This window comes from Streptomyces djakartensis, assembly GCF_014651075.1.
Classification (GTDB): domain Bacteria; phylum Actinomycetota; class Actinomycetes; order Streptomycetales; family Streptomycetaceae; genus Streptomyces; species Streptomyces djakartensis.
Map to the genome: position 1 here is coordinate 76372 of NZ_BMWE01000004.1, position 15982 is coordinate 92353.

15 protein-coding genes and 1 pseudogene are annotated in these 15982 nt (G+C 71.1%); 10 read left to right on the forward strand and 6 right to left on the reverse strand.

Going from position 1 to position 15982, the window contains the following annotated elements; genetic code table 11:
- Positions 1–14: 14 nt before the first annotated feature.
- Positions 15–1328, reverse strand: a complete 1314-nt coding sequence (locus IE212_RS08225) for an MFS transporter (RefSeq protein ID WP_190197062.1) — start codon at positions 1326–1328, stop codon at positions 15–17.
- 395 nt (positions 1329–1723) lie between these two features.
- Positions 1724–1825: pseudogene (locus tag IE212_RS35730) on the reverse strand (IclR family transcriptional regulator); the annotation flags it as partial.
- Positions 1826–1953: 128 nt separating this feature from the next.
- Between IE212_RS35730 and IE212_RS08235 the strand changes: the two are divergent.
- The 8 genes from IE212_RS08235 (at position 1954) to era (ending at position 9659) form a co-directional block, all read left to right on the forward strand.
- Entirely contained in the window at positions 1954–3249 is a 1296-nt protein-coding gene (locus IE212_RS08235) for a glucarate dehydratase family protein (protein WP_190197063.1), read from the forward strand.
- 87 nt (positions 3250–3336) lie between these two features.
- Positions 3337–4473 carry a carbohydrate kinase family protein gene (locus IE212_RS08240; protein WP_190197064.1) on the forward strand — a complete coding sequence of 379 codons (1137 nt, stop codon included), beginning with the start codon at positions 3337–3339 and terminating at the stop codon, positions 4471–4473.
- Between the two features lie 221 nt (positions 4474–4694).
- Positions 4695–5762 (forward strand): PhoH family protein, encoded by a 1068-nt coding sequence (locus IE212_RS08245; protein WP_190197065.1) that lies wholly within the window; start codon positions 4695–4697, stop codon positions 5760–5762.
- A 14-nt stretch (positions 5763–5776) separates the two neighbouring features.
- Positions 5777–6274: an rRNA maturation RNase YbeY gene (gene ybeY / locus IE212_RS08250; RefSeq protein WP_190197066.1), complete on the forward strand. Its 498-nt coding sequence runs from the start codon at positions 5777–5779 to the stop codon at positions 6272–6274.
- Positions 6275–6283: 9 nt separating this feature from the next.
- A complete protein-coding gene (locus IE212_RS08255; RefSeq protein ID WP_190197067.1) occupies positions 6284–7588 on the forward strand; it encodes a hemolysin family protein in 1305 nt (434 codons plus the stop codon).
- Complete coding sequence (locus IE212_RS08260; protein ID WP_190197068.1) at positions 7585–7944, forward strand: MmcQ/YjbR family DNA-binding protein; 360 nt, start codon at positions 7585–7587, stop codon at positions 7942–7944. Before IE212_RS08255 ends, IE212_RS08260 begins: the two co-directional genes overlap by 4 nt.
- A 20-nt stretch (positions 7945–7964) precedes the next feature.
- Positions 7965–8318 (forward strand): cytidine deaminase-like protein, encoded by a 354-nt coding sequence (locus tag IE212_RS08265; RefSeq protein ID WP_190197069.1) that lies wholly within the window; start codon positions 7965–7967, stop codon positions 8316–8318.
- Between the two features lie 387 nt (positions 8319–8705).
- The gene (gene era, locus IE212_RS08270; RefSeq protein ID WP_190197070.1) at positions 8706–9659 is read left to right on the forward strand and encodes a GTPase Era; all 954 of its coding nucleotides are present in this window, start codon (positions 8706–8708) and stop codon (positions 9657–9659) included.
- 24 nt (positions 9660–9683) lie between these two features.
- On the opposite strand, the gene IE212_RS08275 is transcribed toward era, so the two are convergent.
- The 4 genes from IE212_RS08275 to IE212_RS08290 all read right to left on the reverse strand — a co-directional run bounded on the left by IE212_RS08275 (position 9684) and on the right by IE212_RS08290 (position 13003).
- Complete coding sequence (locus IE212_RS08275; protein ID WP_229864133.1) at positions 9684–10127, reverse strand: ATP-binding protein; 444 nt, start codon at positions 10125–10127, stop codon at positions 9684–9686.
- 147 nt (positions 10128–10274) lie between these two features.
- The gene (locus IE212_RS08280; RefSeq protein WP_190197072.1) at positions 10275–11597 is read right to left on the reverse strand and encodes a GH1 family beta-glucosidase; all 1323 of its coding nucleotides are present in this window, start codon (positions 11595–11597) and stop codon (positions 10275–10277) included.
- 57 nt (positions 11598–11654) lie between these two features.
- Positions 11655–11921 (reverse strand): protealysin inhibitor emfourin, encoded by a 267-nt coding sequence (locus tag IE212_RS08285; protein WP_190197073.1) that lies wholly within the window; start codon positions 11919–11921, stop codon positions 11655–11657.
- A gap of 20 nt (positions 11922–11941) precedes the next feature.
- On the reverse strand, positions 11942–13003 hold the full coding sequence (locus IE212_RS08290; RefSeq protein WP_190197074.1) for a M4 family metallopeptidase: 1062 nt from the start codon (positions 13001–13003) through the stop codon (positions 11942–11944).
- Between the two features lie 333 nt (positions 13004–13336).
- Between IE212_RS08290 and leuA the strand changes: the two genes are divergently transcribed.
- Positions 13337–15058, forward strand: a complete 1722-nt coding sequence (gene leuA / locus IE212_RS08295; protein ID WP_190197075.1) for a 2-isopropylmalate synthase — start codon at positions 13337–13339, stop codon at positions 15056–15058.
- Between the two features lie 187 nt (positions 15059–15245).
- Positions 15246–15944, forward strand: coding sequence for a TerB family tellurite resistance protein (locus tag IE212_RS08300; protein ID WP_190197076.1), 699 nt, complete (start codon positions 15246–15248; stop codon positions 15942–15944).
- Positions 15945–15982: the final 38 nt, after the last annotated feature.

Consider the following 15982-nt stretch of genomic DNA (forward strand, 5'->3'; position numbering starts at 1 on the left):
CGCGCAAAGGGCCCTCAGAAGACCTCCGACCCCGCCTTGTCGTAGTCGCGCTGGGCGGGGACGGCCGGGGTGTCCACCGGGATCTCCACCACCGGCTGTTCCGGGGCGCCGATCTCGGGGACCGCGCCGGTGGGGGTGGCCGGGGCGGCGGCGACCAGGGCGGCCGGGTGGCCGCCGCGGCGGCGGATCGCGCCGGGCAGCAGCGGGCGCCCGCCGGTGTGCAGCGCCACGGCGGTCATCGGCAGGGCGACGACCAGCAGGCCGGCGGCGAGGATGGTGCCCATGACCGGGAACCCGGCCTGCGCCGACAGCACACTGCCGGTCAGCGGCCCGGCGGCCGTGCCCAGTGAGGACGCCGAACCGACGAGCACCGCCCAGCGGCCGCGCGGGTCGAGCGAGGCGGCGAGGCCGATCAGGTACGACAGCACCACCGGGTAGAGCGTGTTCCAGGCGATCTCACCGGCCGCGAAGCTCGTCAGGCCGGTCGCGGAGGCGCTCAGCACGACGCAGCCGGCGATGAGGACGGTGCCCGCCCCGATCGGCACCGCGCGTCCCAGCCGCGCCCCGAGGGCGCCCGCCGCGAGCACGCCGGTCAGCCCGGCGACCAGGGCGACGGCGAAGACTGCGCCGACCGTGGCCTCACCGAGGCCCGCCTGCGTCAGACCGATCTGCCCGCTCACGCCCCACAGGGAGTTCTGGGCGAGCGACCAGCACAGCATGGCGGCGGCCAGCACCAGCCCCGAACGGGCATGCGGCAGCCGGGCCTTGTGGTGCCGCGCGGGTGCGGCGGGGGCGGCGGCGGGGAGACGGCCGGTGAGCGGCCAGACGGCCAGGGCCGTGAGGGCGATCGCGGCCAGCGGCAGGCCGTGGCCGGGGCCGAGGTGCGGCACCGTCAGGTACACGGCGCCCGCGAGGGCGGAGACACTGAGCAGACCGGCGGTGGAGGCCCGGTGCGGATCGCGCTGCGCCGCTATCAGGGTGGCGGCGACGGTGGTGGCCGTGCCGGATCCGAACCCGCCGACCATCGCGCCCGCCACGACGGCGGGCACGGCCGTGGCCAGCGCGGCGGCGCCGTAGCCGAGCAGGGCCAGAGCGAGGCCGAGCCGGGCGAGGGTGCGGGCGCCGATCCGTTCGACCCGCGAGGCGAGGGCGAACCCGGCGGTCGCCGAGCTCAGCAGCAGCGCACTGCCGACGGCACCGGCCTGTGTGACGGAGAGCGGAAGCCCCGAATCGAGTCGGCCGACGGTGGTCGGCAGCAGATACGGAGCGAGGTACCCGGCCGTGAAAAGGGCGACGAGGGGCCAGGGGGTGGTGCGAGGGGCGAACACGGGCGTTCCCAGGGCATGCGAAAGGAGCGGGGAAAAAGGGGGATTGGGCGACGACCGTCGACGGACAGGAACGCGCGGGCAATTTGTATCAAGCAAGCAGTCGCAGACGAGAACCCGGGGGGCGTGATCTAAAGCACATCGTGTTTGGTGCGGTGAAGTCCGGGTAAACGCTGGTGTTTCCTGCGGCGTTGAGGGTCCTGTCCCTTACCGCCGGCGCACCGCGCCGCCGCCTGCGGGGGCCGTCGCCTCGGCCTTGGCCCGGATGTCCCGCATCACTGCGATGATCCGCTCCTGGTGCCCCGGCGTGAGGCGTGCCACCGGCACCGAGCAGCCGCGAGGCGCTGACCCCGAACTCGCACACCAGCCGGGAGTCACTGGCGGCCGATCTCGCCGACGGAGTCGAGATAGCTCGTTCCGGCGAGCAGGGCGTGGATACCGATGCCGTACAGGGAGCCGGTGACGTCGGTGCGGCCCCAGCCGCGCGAGATCAGGGTCTGCCGCGGACTTCACCTCGCGGGCGCCCCCTGTGTCTGACATGCGCCGAGCGTAGACGGGCTGCGGCGAGCCGTTGACGTTCACCTACCCGACCTACATTCTCATACATAGATGACATCTACATGAGGAGATGCCCGTGCGCCTCGCCATCGCAGACGTCCGGCTGACGCCGATCCTGGTCGCCGACCCGCCGCTGCTGAACACCCAGGGCGTCCACCAGCCGTACACGCCACGGCTGATCGTCGAGGTCGTCACGGGGGACGGCGTCACCGGCGTGGGGGAGACCTACGGCGACACCAAGTACCTGGAGCTGGCCCGGCCCCTCGCCGAGCGGCTGAAGGGGCGGCAGGTCAGCGATCTGGGCGGCCTGTTCACGCTCATGGACCAGATCACGGTGCACGCGTCCCGGGTGGACAACGCCGTCGACGTGGGCGGACTGCGCGGCGTGCAGACCGCCGACAAGCTGAGGCTCTCCGTCGTCTCCGGCTTCGAGGTGGCCTGCCTCGACGCCCTCGGCAAGTCCCTCGGACTGCCCGTGCACGCGCTGCTCGGAGGCAAGGTGCGGGACGCCGTCGAGTACAGCGCCTACCTGTTCTACAAGTGGGCCGGCCACCCGGACGGCGTCGCCTGCGAGAAGGACGACTGGGGGGCCGCCGTCGACCCGGCCGGGGTGGTGGAGCAGGCCCGCCGGTTCACCGAGCGGTACGGCTTCACGTCCTTCAAGCTCAAGGGCGGCGTCTTCCCGCCCGACGAGGAGATCGCCGCGGTCAGGGCGCTGGCGGCGGCCTTCCCGGGACACCCGCTGCGGCTGGACCCCAACGGCGCCTGGTCCGTGGAGACCTCGCTGAAGGTGGCGCGGGAGCTCGGAGACCTCCTCGAGTACCTGGAGGACCCGACCCTCGGCACCTCCGGCATGGCCGAGGTCGCCGAACGCACCGGGGTGCCGCTCGCGACCAACATGTGCGTGACGACGTTCGCCGAGATCAAGGAGGCGTTCACCAGGAACGCCGTCCAGGTCGTGCTCTCCGACCACCACTACTGGGGCGGGCTGCGCAACACCCAGCAGCTCGCCGCCGTCTGCCGCACCTTCGGCGTCGGCGTGTCCATGCACTCCAACACCCACCTGGGCATCTCGCTGGCCGCGATGACCCACGTGGCGGCCACCGTCCCGAACCTGCACCACGCCTGCGACTCCCACTACCCCTGGCAGTCGGAGGACGTGCTCACCGAGCGGCTCGCCTTCGAGGGTGGCCGGGTTGCCGTGTCCGACGCGCCCGGGCTCGGCGTGGAGCTCGACCGCGAGCGCCTCGCCGTGCTGCACCGGCGCTGGCTGGACGACGACGGCGCGCTGCGGGATCGCGACGACGCGGCGGCGATGCGGGTCGCCGATCCCACGTGGGTGACGCCCTCGATGCCCCGCTGGTGACGCCTGTGTAGCATGTGACCGGCGTCACGTGGCAGCTGGTGTGGTGCAGACTGGGCAGATCAGAACCACCGTGTCAGGGAGCGCATCGTGACCGCGTCCACCGCCCAGGCAGCCAAGCGCCCGGCCGGGAAGGGATCGCACCGCCAGACCCAGGTCGATCCCCTCGCCCCGCTGCGCGAGCCGGACGACCCGCCCTGGGACGTCTACCTCACCGGCACCGTCTTCCTCGACATCGTCTTCACCGGGCTCGACACCGCCCCGGTGCGCGGGACCGAGTCCTGGGCACGCGGGATGGGGTCGAGCCCCGGCGGCGTCGCCAACATGGCCACCGCGCTGGCCCGCCTCGGCCTGCGTACGTCCCTCGCGGCGGCCTTCGGCGACGACCACTACGGCGACTACTGCTGGGACGCCCTGGAACACGGCGAGGGCATCGACCTCTCCCCGTCGCGCAGGGTGCCCGGCTGGCACTCCCCGGTGACCGTCTCCATGGCGTACGAGGGGGAGCGCACGATGGTCTCGCACGGCCACGAGCCGCCCCCGGAGGAGCCGGCCCCCGAGTGCCCGCCCCGCGCCCGGGCCGCCGTCGCCTCGCTGGCGCCCGGCGTGAGCGCGCCCTGGATCGCCCAGGCGGCGAGCCGGGGCACCCGGGTCTTCGGCGACGTGGGCTGGGACGACACCGGCGCGTGGGACCTGGCGGCGCTGCCCGACCTCAGGCACTGCGAGGCGTTCCTGCCGAACGCGCAGGAGGCCATGCGGTACACGGGCGCGGACTGCCCGCGGGCCGCCGCGCACGCCCTGACCGAGCACGTGCCCGTCGCCGTGGTCACCCTCGGTGCGGACGGGGCGTACGCGGTGGACCGGCGTACGGGGGAGACGGCGGAGGTGCCGGCGATCGACGTGGAGGCGCTCGACCCCACCGGGGCGGGGGACGTGTTCGTCGCCGGGTTCGTGACCGGCACGCTGGCGGACTGGCCGCTGGCGGACCGGCTGGCCTTCGCCGGGCTGACGGCGGCGCTGTCGGTGCAGGAGTTCGGGGGGTCGTTGTCGGCGCCCGGGTGGGCGGAGATCGCGGGGTGGTGGCGGCGGGTGCAGTCGGTGCGGGGGCAGTCGCCGGCGGCGCTGCGGCGGTACGGGTTCCTGGCGGGGCTCGTGCCGGAGGAGTTGGTGAGGCCCTGGCCGTTGCGGCGGGCCGTGCCGACGATCGGGTTCCGGCGCTCGGCGTGACCTCCCGGCCTGCCGGGGGGCTCCGCCCCCTGAGCCCCCGGCCTCTGTCCCCCCCCACCGCCCGAATCGCTCGGTCAAGAAGAACCGTCGCCTAGGATTCCGGCACCGCCACCAAAACCCCTACGGCGTTGTCAGTGCCCCGTCGTACCCTGGGAATCGCGAGGCCGCCCTCAGCTACGCGGCCGTGACGAGGAGGAACCGCAGGCCTTCAGCGCCGGCCCATGACTCAGACACCCACAGCTCACACCGCCGCGCAGGAGCAGGCGAGAGCGCAGTTCACCGTCCCCGCCCAGCACCCCATGGTGACCGTGCTGGGATCCGGCGACTCCCTCCTGCGCGTGATCGAGAAGGCCTTCCCGGCGGCCGACATCCACGTCCGGGGCAACGAGATCAGCGCGGTCGGCGACCCGAAGGACGTCGCCCTCATCGCGCGCGTTTTCGACGAGATGATGCTGGTGCTCCGCACCGGGCAGCCGATGACGGAGGACGCAGTGGAACGCTCGATCGCCATGCTGAAGGCGAGCGAGGACGGGGAGAGCGACGGCCAGGAGACCCCGGCCCAGGTGCTCACGCAGAACATCCTGTCCTCGCGAGGCCGCACGATCCGCCCCAAGACGCTCAACCAGAAGCGCTACGTGGACGCGATCGACAAGCACACGATCGTCTTCGGCATCGGCCCGGCGGGCACCGGCAAGACGTACCTGGCGATGGCCAAGGCGGTGCAGGCCCTGCAGTCCAAGCAGGTCAACCGCATCATCCTGACCCGCCCGGCGGTCGAGGCCGGAGAGCGGCTCGGCTTCCTCCCGGGCACGCTCTACGAGAAGATCGACCCGTACCTGCGCCCGCTCTACGACGCGCTGCACGACATGCTCGACCCGGACTCCATCCCGCGGCTGATGGCGGCGGGCACCATCGAGGTCGCGCCGCTCGCCTACATGCGCGGCCGCACCCTCAACGACGCCTTCATCATCCTGGACGAGGCCCAGAACACGAGCCCCGAGCAGATGAAGATGTTCCTCACCCGGCTCGGCTTCGACTCGAAGATCGTGATCACGGGTGACGTGACGCAGGTCGACCTGCCCGACGGGCAGAAGTCGGGTCTGCGGCAGGTGCAGGACATCCTGGAGGGCGTCGAGGACGTCCACTTCTCCCGGCTCTCGTCCCACGACGTGGTCCGGCACAAGCTGGTGGGCCGTATCGTCGACGCGTACGAGAAGTACGACACCAAGCACGGCACCCAGAACGGCGGGAACAAGGGCCGCGGCAAGTCCGTGCACAAGGGGAAGTAGACAAGCACAACACCATGTCGATCGACGTCAACAACGAGTCCGGCACCGAGGTCGACGAGCAGGCGATCCTCGACATCGCCCGCTACGCGCTCGCGCGGATGCGCATCCACCCGCTCTCCGAACTCTCGGTGATCGTCGTGGACGCCGACGCCATGGAGCAGCTCCACATCCAGTGGATGGACCTGCCCGGCCCCACGGATGTCATGTCCTTCCCGATGGACGAGCTGCGCCCGCCGTCCAAGGACGACGACGAGCCGCCGCAGGGGCTGCTCGGCGACATCGTGCTGTGCCCCGAGGTCGCCGAGAAGCAGGGCAGGGAAGCGGAGACGCAGCACACCATGGACGAGGAGCTCCAGCTGCTCACCGTCCACGGCGTGCTGCACCTGCTGGGCTACGACCACGAGGAACCGGACGAGAAGGCCGAGATGTTCGGCCTCCAGGCGGCCATCGTGGACGGCTGGCGCGCGGAGCGGGGCCTGACGGGCCCGTCCCCGGCGCCGACGGTCTCGTAACGCCCGCCGATGAGTCCGCAACTCGCCCTGGGCGCGATCGCCCTGGTCGTCGTGGCCTGGCTCGCCGCCTGCGCGGAGGCGGGCCTCGCGCGCGTCTCCAGCTTCCGGGCCGAGGAGGCCGTGCGCTCCGGCCGCCGGGGCAGCGCCAAGCTCTCCCAGGTCGCCGCCGACCCGACCCGCTATCTGAACGTGGCGCTGCTGGTCCGCGTCGCCTGCGAGATGGCCGCCGCAGCGCTGATCACCTACGGCTGCCTCAAGGAGTTCGACGGCACCACCGAGGCGCTGCTGATCGCCATCGCCGTCATGGTCCTGGTGTCGTACGTCGCCGTCGGCGTCTCCCCGCGCACCATCGGCCGCCAGCACCCGATGAACACCGCGACGGTCTCGGCCTACGTCCTGGTGCCGCTGGCCCGGATCATGGGCCCGATCCCGTCGCTGCTGATCCTCATCGGCAACGCGCTCACCCCCGGCAAGGGCTTCCGCCGTGGCCCGTTCGCCTCCGAGGCGGAGCTGCGCGCCCTGGTCGACCTCGCCGAGAAGGAGTCGCTCATCGAGGACGAGGAGCGCCGTATGGTGCACTCGGTCTTCGAACTGGGCGACACCCTGGTCCGGGAGGTCATGGTCCCGCGCACGGACCTGGTGGTCATCGAGCGTTTCAAGACCATCCGCCAGGCCCTCACCCTCGCCCTGCGCTCCGGCTTCTCCCGCATCCCGGTGACCGGCGAGAGCGAGGACGACATCGTCGGCGTGGTGTACCTGAAGGACCTGGTCCGCAAGACGCACATCAGCCGCGAGGCCGAGTCCGAGCAGGTGTCCACGGCGATGCGCCCGGCGTTCTTCGTGCCCGACACCAAGAACGCCGGCGACCTGCTGCGCGAGATGCAGAAGCAACGCAACCACGTCGCCGTCGCCGTCGACGAGTACGGCGGCACCGCCGGCATCGTCACCATCGAGGACATCCTCGAGGAGATCGTCGGCGAGATCACCGACGAGTACGACCGCGAACTGCCCCCGGTGGAGGACCTCGGCAAGGACCGCTACCGGGTCACGGCCCGCCTCGACATCAGCGACCTGGGCGAGCTGTACGGCCTGGAGGAGTTCGACGACGAGGACGTCGAGACGGTCGGCGGCCTGCTGGCGAAGGCCCTGGGCCGCGTGCCCATCGCCGGGGCGTCGTCCGTCGTCGCCCTCCCCGACGGCCGGGAACTGCGCCTGACCGCGGAGGCGGCGGCCGGCCGCCGCAACAAGATCGTGACGGTGCTGGCGGAGCCGGTGGACCCGGTGGACCCACAGGAGGAGGAGAAGCCGGAGTGACCCCACAGGAACTGCGCGCGTTCTGCCTGTCCTTCAACGCGGCGGTGGAGGACTTCCCCTTCAGCCCGGAGATCTCGGTCTTCAAGGTCCAGGGGAAGCTCTTCGCGCTGTCGCACCTCGACGCACGCCCCCTGAAGGTCAACCTCAAGTGCGACCCGGACGACGCCATCCGGCTGCGCCGTGAGCACGAGGGGCTGATCGTGCCGGGCTGGCACATGAACAAACGGCACTGGAACACCGTCACGGCCGACGGCGACCTCCCCGACCAGCTGGTCCGGGAGCTCGTCGAGGACTCCTACGACCTCGTCGTGGCGGGCCTGCCCCGAGCGGACCGCCTGCGCCTCGACCGCCCCTGACGCTTCCGTATGCTCGGATCATGACCGACAGCAGCGCGCTCGACCCCGAGGACCGCAAGATCGTCACCCTGGCCCGTTCCGCGCGGGCCCGCAACGGTGTGCCCGAGGGGGCGGCCGTACGCGACGAGACCGGCCGCACCTATGTCGCCGCGACCGTGGCCCTCGACTCCCTGAAGCTCAGCGCCCTTCGGACGGCGGTGGCCATGGCGGTGGCCTCCGGCGCCACGTCGCTGGAGGCCGCGGCGGTCGTGACCGAGTCGGAGACCGCTTCCGCGGAGGACCGGGCGGCGGTACGGGACCTCGGTGGCGCGCAGACGCCCGTGCTGGTGGCGGGGCCCGACGGGGTCGTTCGGCTTACGGTCTCGGCGGGCTGAGGTCCTGGGGGCTGCGCCCCCCCAGCCCCCCGTCGGCCTTGGCGGCCTCGTCCTCAAACGCCGGACGGGCTGGTCGATGACCGACAGGCCGTCCGGGTCAGCCTGGCTGAATTCGCTGTAACCGTCGGTAATAAGGCCGGATTCCCACCTTGCGTGCCTGGAGGCCTTCGGCTCGCTGCGGATGACCGTCTTCGGTATCACCATCCCCCTGCACGGCGGCCGGGCCGCAGTCGCCGGGCCCGTTCGTTCTCGACTGATCCCGCCCGGCTGATCCCGGCGGGTCCGGGCGCGATCCACGGCGCGTCCGGCCCGCGCCCGCCCTGGCAGCCAGGAGGGGTGCGCGGGGGCTGTGCTCAGAGGCCTCGTGGATCAGGGAGAATGGGCGGCATGAGCGTTCGCACCCAGTCATCCGAAGAGTCGGGCGAGACCGTCCACCGTGCCGGCTTCGCCTGCTTCGTCGGCCGCCCCAACGCGGGCAAGTCGACCCTGACGAACGCTCTGGTCGGCCAGAAGGTGGCGATCACAGCGAACCAGCCGCAGACGACGCGGCACACCGTGCGCGGCATCGTGCACCGCCCGGACGCGCAGCTGATCCTGGTCGACACCCCGGGGCTGCACAAGCCGCGCACGCTGCTGGGCGAGCGGCTCAACGACGTCGTCCGCACCACCTGGGCCGAGGTCGACGTGATCGGCTTCTGCCTGCCGGCGAACGAGAAGATCGGTCCCGGTGACCGTTTCATCGCCAAGGAGCTCGCGGGGATCAAGAAGTCGCCGAAGGTCGCCATCGTCACCAAGACGGACCTCGTCGACTCCAAGAGGCTGGCCGAGCAGCTCATCGCGATCGACCAGCTGGGCAAGGAGCTGGGCATCGAGTGGGCGGAGATCGTCCCGGTGTCGGCGGTCGGCGACAAGCAGGTCGAGCTGCTGGCGGACCTCCTGGTCCCGCTGCTTCCGGAGGGTCCCGCCCTCTACCCCGAGGGTGACCTCACGGACGAGCCCGAGCAGGTCATGATCGCCGAGCTGATCCGCGAGGCGGCCCTGGAAGGCGTCCGCGACGAGCTGCCGCACTCCATCGCGGTGGTGGTCGAGGAGATGCTCCCCCGCGAGGACCGCCCCGCCGACAAGCCCCTCCTCGACATCCATGCCTTCGTCTACATCGAGCGCCCCAGCCAGAAGGGCATCATCATCGGCCCCAAGGGCAAACGCCTGAAGGACGTCGGCATCAAGTCCCGCAAGCAGATCGAGGCGCTCCTCGGCACTCCCGTGTTCCTGGACCTCCACGTGAAGGTCGCCAAGGACTGGCAGCGGGATCCGAAGCAGTTGCGCCGGCTCGGGTTCTGAGCCCCGGTCGCTGGTGCCGCGTCACTAGGAGGCGGTGGCCAGGCTGGCCCAGACCGCGTTGCCGCCCGTGAGCGGGGAGCGGACGATTCCCCAGCTGACGGCTATCTCGCTGACGAGCAGGAGCCCGCGGCCGTGCTCGTCGTCGGGGCCGGGGCGGCAGTCGGGTATGCGGTGGCCCGTGAGGTCGCCGTCGTGCACCTCCAGCCGGAAGTGGTCGTCGGTCAGCCGGCCCACACCGCACAGGATGTGCTCGCTGAGAGTGTGCAGGACGGCGTTGGTCACCAGCTCGGACACCAGCAGCACGGCGTTCGCGCACGCCTCGTCGGGCACCCGCCACGAGGTCAGCCGGGCCTGCGTGGCGTGACGGGCGACTCTGGCACTGGTCCGGTGGGGCGGCAGTTCCAGCCAGTGCGTGCGGCCCGGGCGCACCGCGTCCAGGAAACGGGGAGAAGTCGTGTGGGGGGACACGGCGGTCGCCTTCCGTGGGGGTGGGCGAGGCAGGCAACGGAACGGCCGGAAAGTGGACTTCGGACTTCCGGAGCCCTGTTCGCACAAGTAACTATGCTCGCAGAGCAGTTGATACCGCAACCATCAGGGTGTGAACCGGGACGGAAATCAGGCCGTGGACCCCTGGGCCCGCAGCATCTCCCGGTACCAGCGGTACGACGCCTTCGGGGTCCGCTCCAGGGTGTCGAAGTCGACGTGGACCAGGCCGAAGCGGCGGGCGTAGCCCTCCGCCCACTCGAAGTTGTCCAGCAGGGACCACACGAAGTAGCCCCGCACGTCGACGCCCGCCGCCACGGCCCGGTGCAGGGCCCGGACGTGGCCGTCGAGGTAGGCGATGCGGTCCTGGTCGTCGACGCCCGGGTAGGAGCAGCCGTTCTCGGTGATGACGACGGGCGGGAGACGGTCGCCGTAGCGGTCCCGGAAGCCGGTGAGGAGTTCGGTGAGACCCTCGGGCACGACCGGCCAGCCGAAGTCGGTGACCGGGTGCCCTTCGATCTGCCGCACCGAGAAGGGGAGTCCGGCGGGCATGCTGACACCGCCGAACTCGATCTCCGTGCCCTGCGGGGCGCCCACCCGGGTCGGCGCGTAGTAGTTGATCCCGTACCAGTCGAGCGGCTCGGCGATCACCTTCAGGTCGGCCTCGACGTCCCCGGGCATCAGCTCACCGATGCCGTCCGGGTACCGGCCCAGCAGCAGCGGGTCCGCGAACAGGCGGTTCAGCAGGAGGTCGTAGAAGTCGGCCGCCTCGACGTCCGCCGCCTCGGTGGACGCCGCCCAGGTCGGGCCGTGCGAGTTGGCGATGCCGATGTCCGTGGCGCCCGTGGCGCGCAGGGCACGGACGGCCAGGCCGTGGGCCAGCAGCTGGTGGTGGGCGGCCGGGAGCGCGTCGAACAGCAGCCGCCTGCCCGGTGCGTGGACGCCCAGGGCGTGGCCGAGCAGGGTGTGCTCGGCCGGCTCGTTCAGGGTGATCCACTTCGTCACGCGGTCACCGAGGCGGCCGGCCACCAGCGACACGTACTCGGCGAAGCGATCCGCCGTGGAGCGCTCCAGCCAGTCCAGGTCCGTCGGCAGGTCCCAGTGGAACAGGGTCGGCACCGGGCGGACGCCCGCCGCGCACAGGTCGTCCACCAGCCGGTCGTAGAAGTCCAGGCCCTTCTCCGACCGCGTCCTCGGCCAGGAGACCGAGAAACGGTACGCGTTCACCCCCAGATCGGCCAGGAGCGCCACGTCCTCCCGGTGGCGGTGGTAGTGGTCGCAGGCCACCGCCGCCGTCGAGCCGTCCTTCACCCGTCCGGGCTCGGCCGTGAAGGCGTCCCACACGGACGGCTCGCGCGTCTGAGCAGCACCCTCGATCTGGTGCGCCGAGGTGGACACGCCCCAGAGGAAGCCGGCCGGGAAACGGGGGATCGGGGTGCCTGCGTCAGTCGCCATGCGCGGATCATCCGTACCAGCGGTAACGGAAGTCAACAGGCCGCTGCCGAGGACCTGTTACGCCCCGTCCCTCAACACCCGAGAGATCAGCTTCCGCTGCTCCTCGGTGAGCCGGGGGTCCGCGCAGTACACCGTCCTGCCGTCCACGGTGATCTGGTAGCTGAAGCCGTCCGGGACCCCGACCGGCGGGGTGGTCCGGCCGGCGGCGACCGCCCGCTCGGCCAGGGCGTGCCACTCGGAGGCATCGAGGCGGCCCGAGGTGTCCACCTCGGCGAACCGCTCGATGCCCGCGAACCCGCCCGTGCGCCTCACCTGAATCCGCATGGCACCTGTCTAGTACGGAACTACAGGGTCCGCACCCCGACCTGCTCCCAGGCCTTCGACACGGCGTCCAGCTCGTCCCCGTCGCCGTACCGCTCCCGCGCGGCCTTGACGGTGAGCGTGGCGAAGTCGACGAACATCGCCTGCTCCCTCAGCTCACCGCCGGTCAGCACGTCGTACCAGATCTGTCCCGCACGCTCCCAGGCGTAGCCGCCGAGGGCCGTGGCAGCGAGGTAGAAGGCGTGGTTCGGGATGCCCGAGTTGATGTGGACACCGCCGTTGTCGCGGCCGGTGCGGACGAAGTCGTCCATCGTCGCGGGCTGCGGATCCTTGCCGAGGACGTCGTCGTCGTACGCCGTGCCCGGCTCCTTCATGGAGCGCAGCGCCACGCCCGTCACCCGCGGGGCGAGCAGGCCCGCGCCGATCAGCCAGTCGGCCTCGGCGGCGGTCTGGCCGAGGGTGTACTGCTTGATGAGCGAGCCGAAGACGTCCGACACCGACTCGTTCAGCGCGCCCGGCTGGCCGAAGTAGGTGAGGTTGGCCGTGTACTGGGTGACGCCGTGCGCGAGTTCGTGCCCGATGACGTCGATCGGGATGGTGAAGTCGAGGAAGATCTCCCCGTCCCCGTCGCCGAAGACCATCTGCTCGCCGTTCCAGAAGGCGTTGTTGTAGTCGCGGTCGTAGTGGACCGTCGCGTCCAGCGGCAGCCCGTTCCCGTCGATCGAGTCGCGCCGGTACGCCGTGAGCAGCAGCTCGAAGGTGGCGCCGAGGCCGGCGTAGGCGCGGTTGACGGTGGCGTCCCTGCCGGGGTCCTCGCCCTCCCCGCGGACCTTGCGGCCGGGCAGGTCGGTGCCGTTGCCGGCGTCGTGGATCGTGCGCCGCGGTTTGCCGTCGGCGACCGAGGCGACGGCGGCGGCGCCGATGACCGTGGTGAGGCGGCGCTGGGTGCGCTCGTAGGCGTCGCGCTGCAGGGTGCGGCGGGCGGGACCCGCCAGCGCGGGGTCCTCGGCCTGGGCGAGCTTGTCGAGGACGTGGGGCGGGACGATGGTGCAGAAGACGGGCTCGAAGCCCCCGTGAGTCGTCATGTCCGGCACCTTTGCACTGTGTGACGACACTGTCACTAGTCGCCACCATGATTGGTGAAATACCGGGACAACGATCCTCACTCTCCGTGGTGAGGTGGTATGGGGAAGTGGTATAGCGCACTTTTTGTCCCGTATGCGCAGCCGGTCCCGCATACTGATACGGACCGGCGCATCCGGAGGGCCTCGGCTAGCATGCTGCGCATCATGCGTTTCGGGCTGCTTCTCCTTAGCTGCCGCGGCGAGGGCCTGTAGTCGAGGCCGACTCCCTCCCCGCGGAGCTTGGTGCTGCGTCGTCGGCCGTCCATCCGGACACTCTGAGGAGCCCGAAGCATCATGGCCAACCGCCAGCAGCCCAGTTCCATGCCGATCCACAAGTACGGCCGCTACGAGCAGGTCGACATCCCGGACCGCACCTGGCCGCAGAACCGCGTCACCACCGCCCCCCGCTGGCTCTCCACCGATCTGCGTGACGGCAACCAGGCCCTGATCGACCCCATGTCGCCCGCCCGCAAGCGCGCCATGTTCGATCTGCTGGTCAAGATGGGCTACAAGGAGATCGAGGTCGGCTTCCCGGCCTCCGGCCAGACGGACTTCGACTTCGTACGGTCGATCATCGAAGAGCCGGGCGCCATCCCCGACGACGTCACCATCTCCGTGCTGACCCAGGCCCGCGAGGACCTGATCGAGCGCACCGTGGAGTCCCTGAAGGGCGCCAAGCGCGCGACCGTGCACCTCTACAACGCCACGGCCCCCGTCTTCCGCCGGGTCGTCTTCCGGGGCTCCAAGGAAGACATCAAGCAGATCGCCGTCGACGGCACGCGCCTGGTCATGGAGTACGCGGACAAGCTGCTGGGCCCCGAGACCGAGTTCGGCTACCAGTACAGCCCCGAGATCTTCACCGACACCGAGCTGGACTTCGCCCTGGAGGTCTGCGAGGCGGTCATGGACGTCTGGCAGCCCGGCCCGGGCCGCGAGATCATCCTCAACCTGCCCGCCACCGTTGAGCGTTCGACCCCGTCGACCCACGCGGACCGCTTCGAGTGGATGGGCCGCAACCTCTCCCGCCGCGAGCACGTCTGCCTGTCGGTCCACCCGCACAACGACCGCGGCACCGCCGTCGCCGCCGCCGAGCTGGCCCTGATGGCCGGCGCCGACCGCGTCGAGGGCTGCCTGTTCGGCCAGGGCGAGCGCACCGGCAACGTCGACCTGGTCACCCTGGGCATGAACCTGTTCTCCCAGGGCGTCGACCCGCAGATCGACTTCTCCGACATCGACGAGATCCGTCGCACGTGGGAGTACTGCAACCAGATGGAGGTCCACCCGCGCCACCCGTACGTGGGCGACCTGGTCTACACGTCCTTCTCCGGCTCCCACCAGGACGCCATCAAGAAGGGCTTCGACGCCATGGAGGCCGACGCGGCCGCCAAGGGCGTCACCGTCGACGACATCGAGTGGGCCGTCCCCTACCTGCCGATCGACCCCAAGGACGTCGGCCGCTCCTACGAGGCGGTCATCCGGGTCAACTCGCAGTCCGGCAAGGGCGGTATCGCCTACGTCCTGAAGAACGACCACAAGCTGGAACTGCCGCGCCGGATGCAGATCGAGTTCTCCAAGATCATCCAGGCCAAGACGGACGCCGAGGGCGGCGAGGTCACGCCGAAGGACATCTGGTCGGTCTTCCGGGACGAGTACCTGCCGAACCCCGAGAACCCGTGGGGCCGGATCCAGGTCAAGAACAACCAGTCGACCACCGACACCGACGGTGTGGACACGCTGAAGGTGGAGGCCACGGTCGACGGGCAGGACACCGTCCTGACCGGATCAGGCAACGGCCCGATCTCGGCCTTCTTCGACGCGCTGCAGTCCGTCGGCATCGACGTGCGCCTGCTGGACTACCAGGAGCACACGATGAGCGAGGGCGCCTCCGCGCAGGCCGCCTCCTACATCGAGTGCGCGATCGACGACAAGGTCCTGTGGGGGATCGGAATCGACGCGAACACCACGCGCGCCTCGCTGAAGGCGGTCGTCTCGGCCGTCAACCGCGCGACGCGCTGACCAGCCCTGGAGGCGGTTTCGAGGGCTCCGTCCGCTGTTGTCCGGCGGGCGGAGCCCCGTCACATACCGGCCAATCCCTGTGAGGGTCACGGAAAGGTCTCCTCCGGGGTACTGACTCCTCCTCATGGATGTGGCTAACATCACGCAAGCGCGGCGACGCCGCCGTGCGGCGTGACGGAGGTGCGACGTGCTGCCAGGACGGGGACGAAACGGCCATGCCGCCAGGGGTTCGCGCATCCTGGGCACCCGTATCGCATGGACGGCCGCCGGCGACGGGGAGTTCTTCTGCCCCGGCTGCGGCGGCGACCGCAACTACCAGCGGCTGACCGGACAGCGCCGCTTCACCCTGCTCGGCCTGCCCGTGCTGCCGCGCGGCGAGACCGGCCCGGTGGTGGAGTGCGCCGCCTGCCGCCGCCACTTCGGCACGGACGTCCTCGACCATCCGACCACCATCCGCTTCTCCGCGATGCTCCGCGACGCCGTGCACACCGTCGCCCTCGCCGTGCTGGCGGCGGGCGGCGCCGGTTCGCGCACCGCGCTGGAGGCCGCCGTCCTCGCCGTGCGCGCCGCCGGATTCGACGACTGCACGGAGGAGCAGCTGGCCGCCCTCGTCGAGGCGCTGGAGGCGGACACCGGGCGGATCACCGGCGAGCCCTGCGGTACGGGTCTCGCCATAGAGCTGCACGAGGCGCTGGATCCGCTCGCCCCGCACCTCGCCACCGTCGGCCGCGAATCGATCCTGCTCCAGGGGGCGCGGATCGCCCTGGCGGACGCCCCGTACACCCCGGCCGAGCGGGACGTCCTCGCGACGGTCGGGGCCGCGCTCACCATCTGCTCGGACGACGTGACGCGGCTGCTGGCGGCGGCCGCGCGTACACCGTCGTAAGACTCGCCCCGCGCTACTCCCCGGGGAGTAGTCCCCGG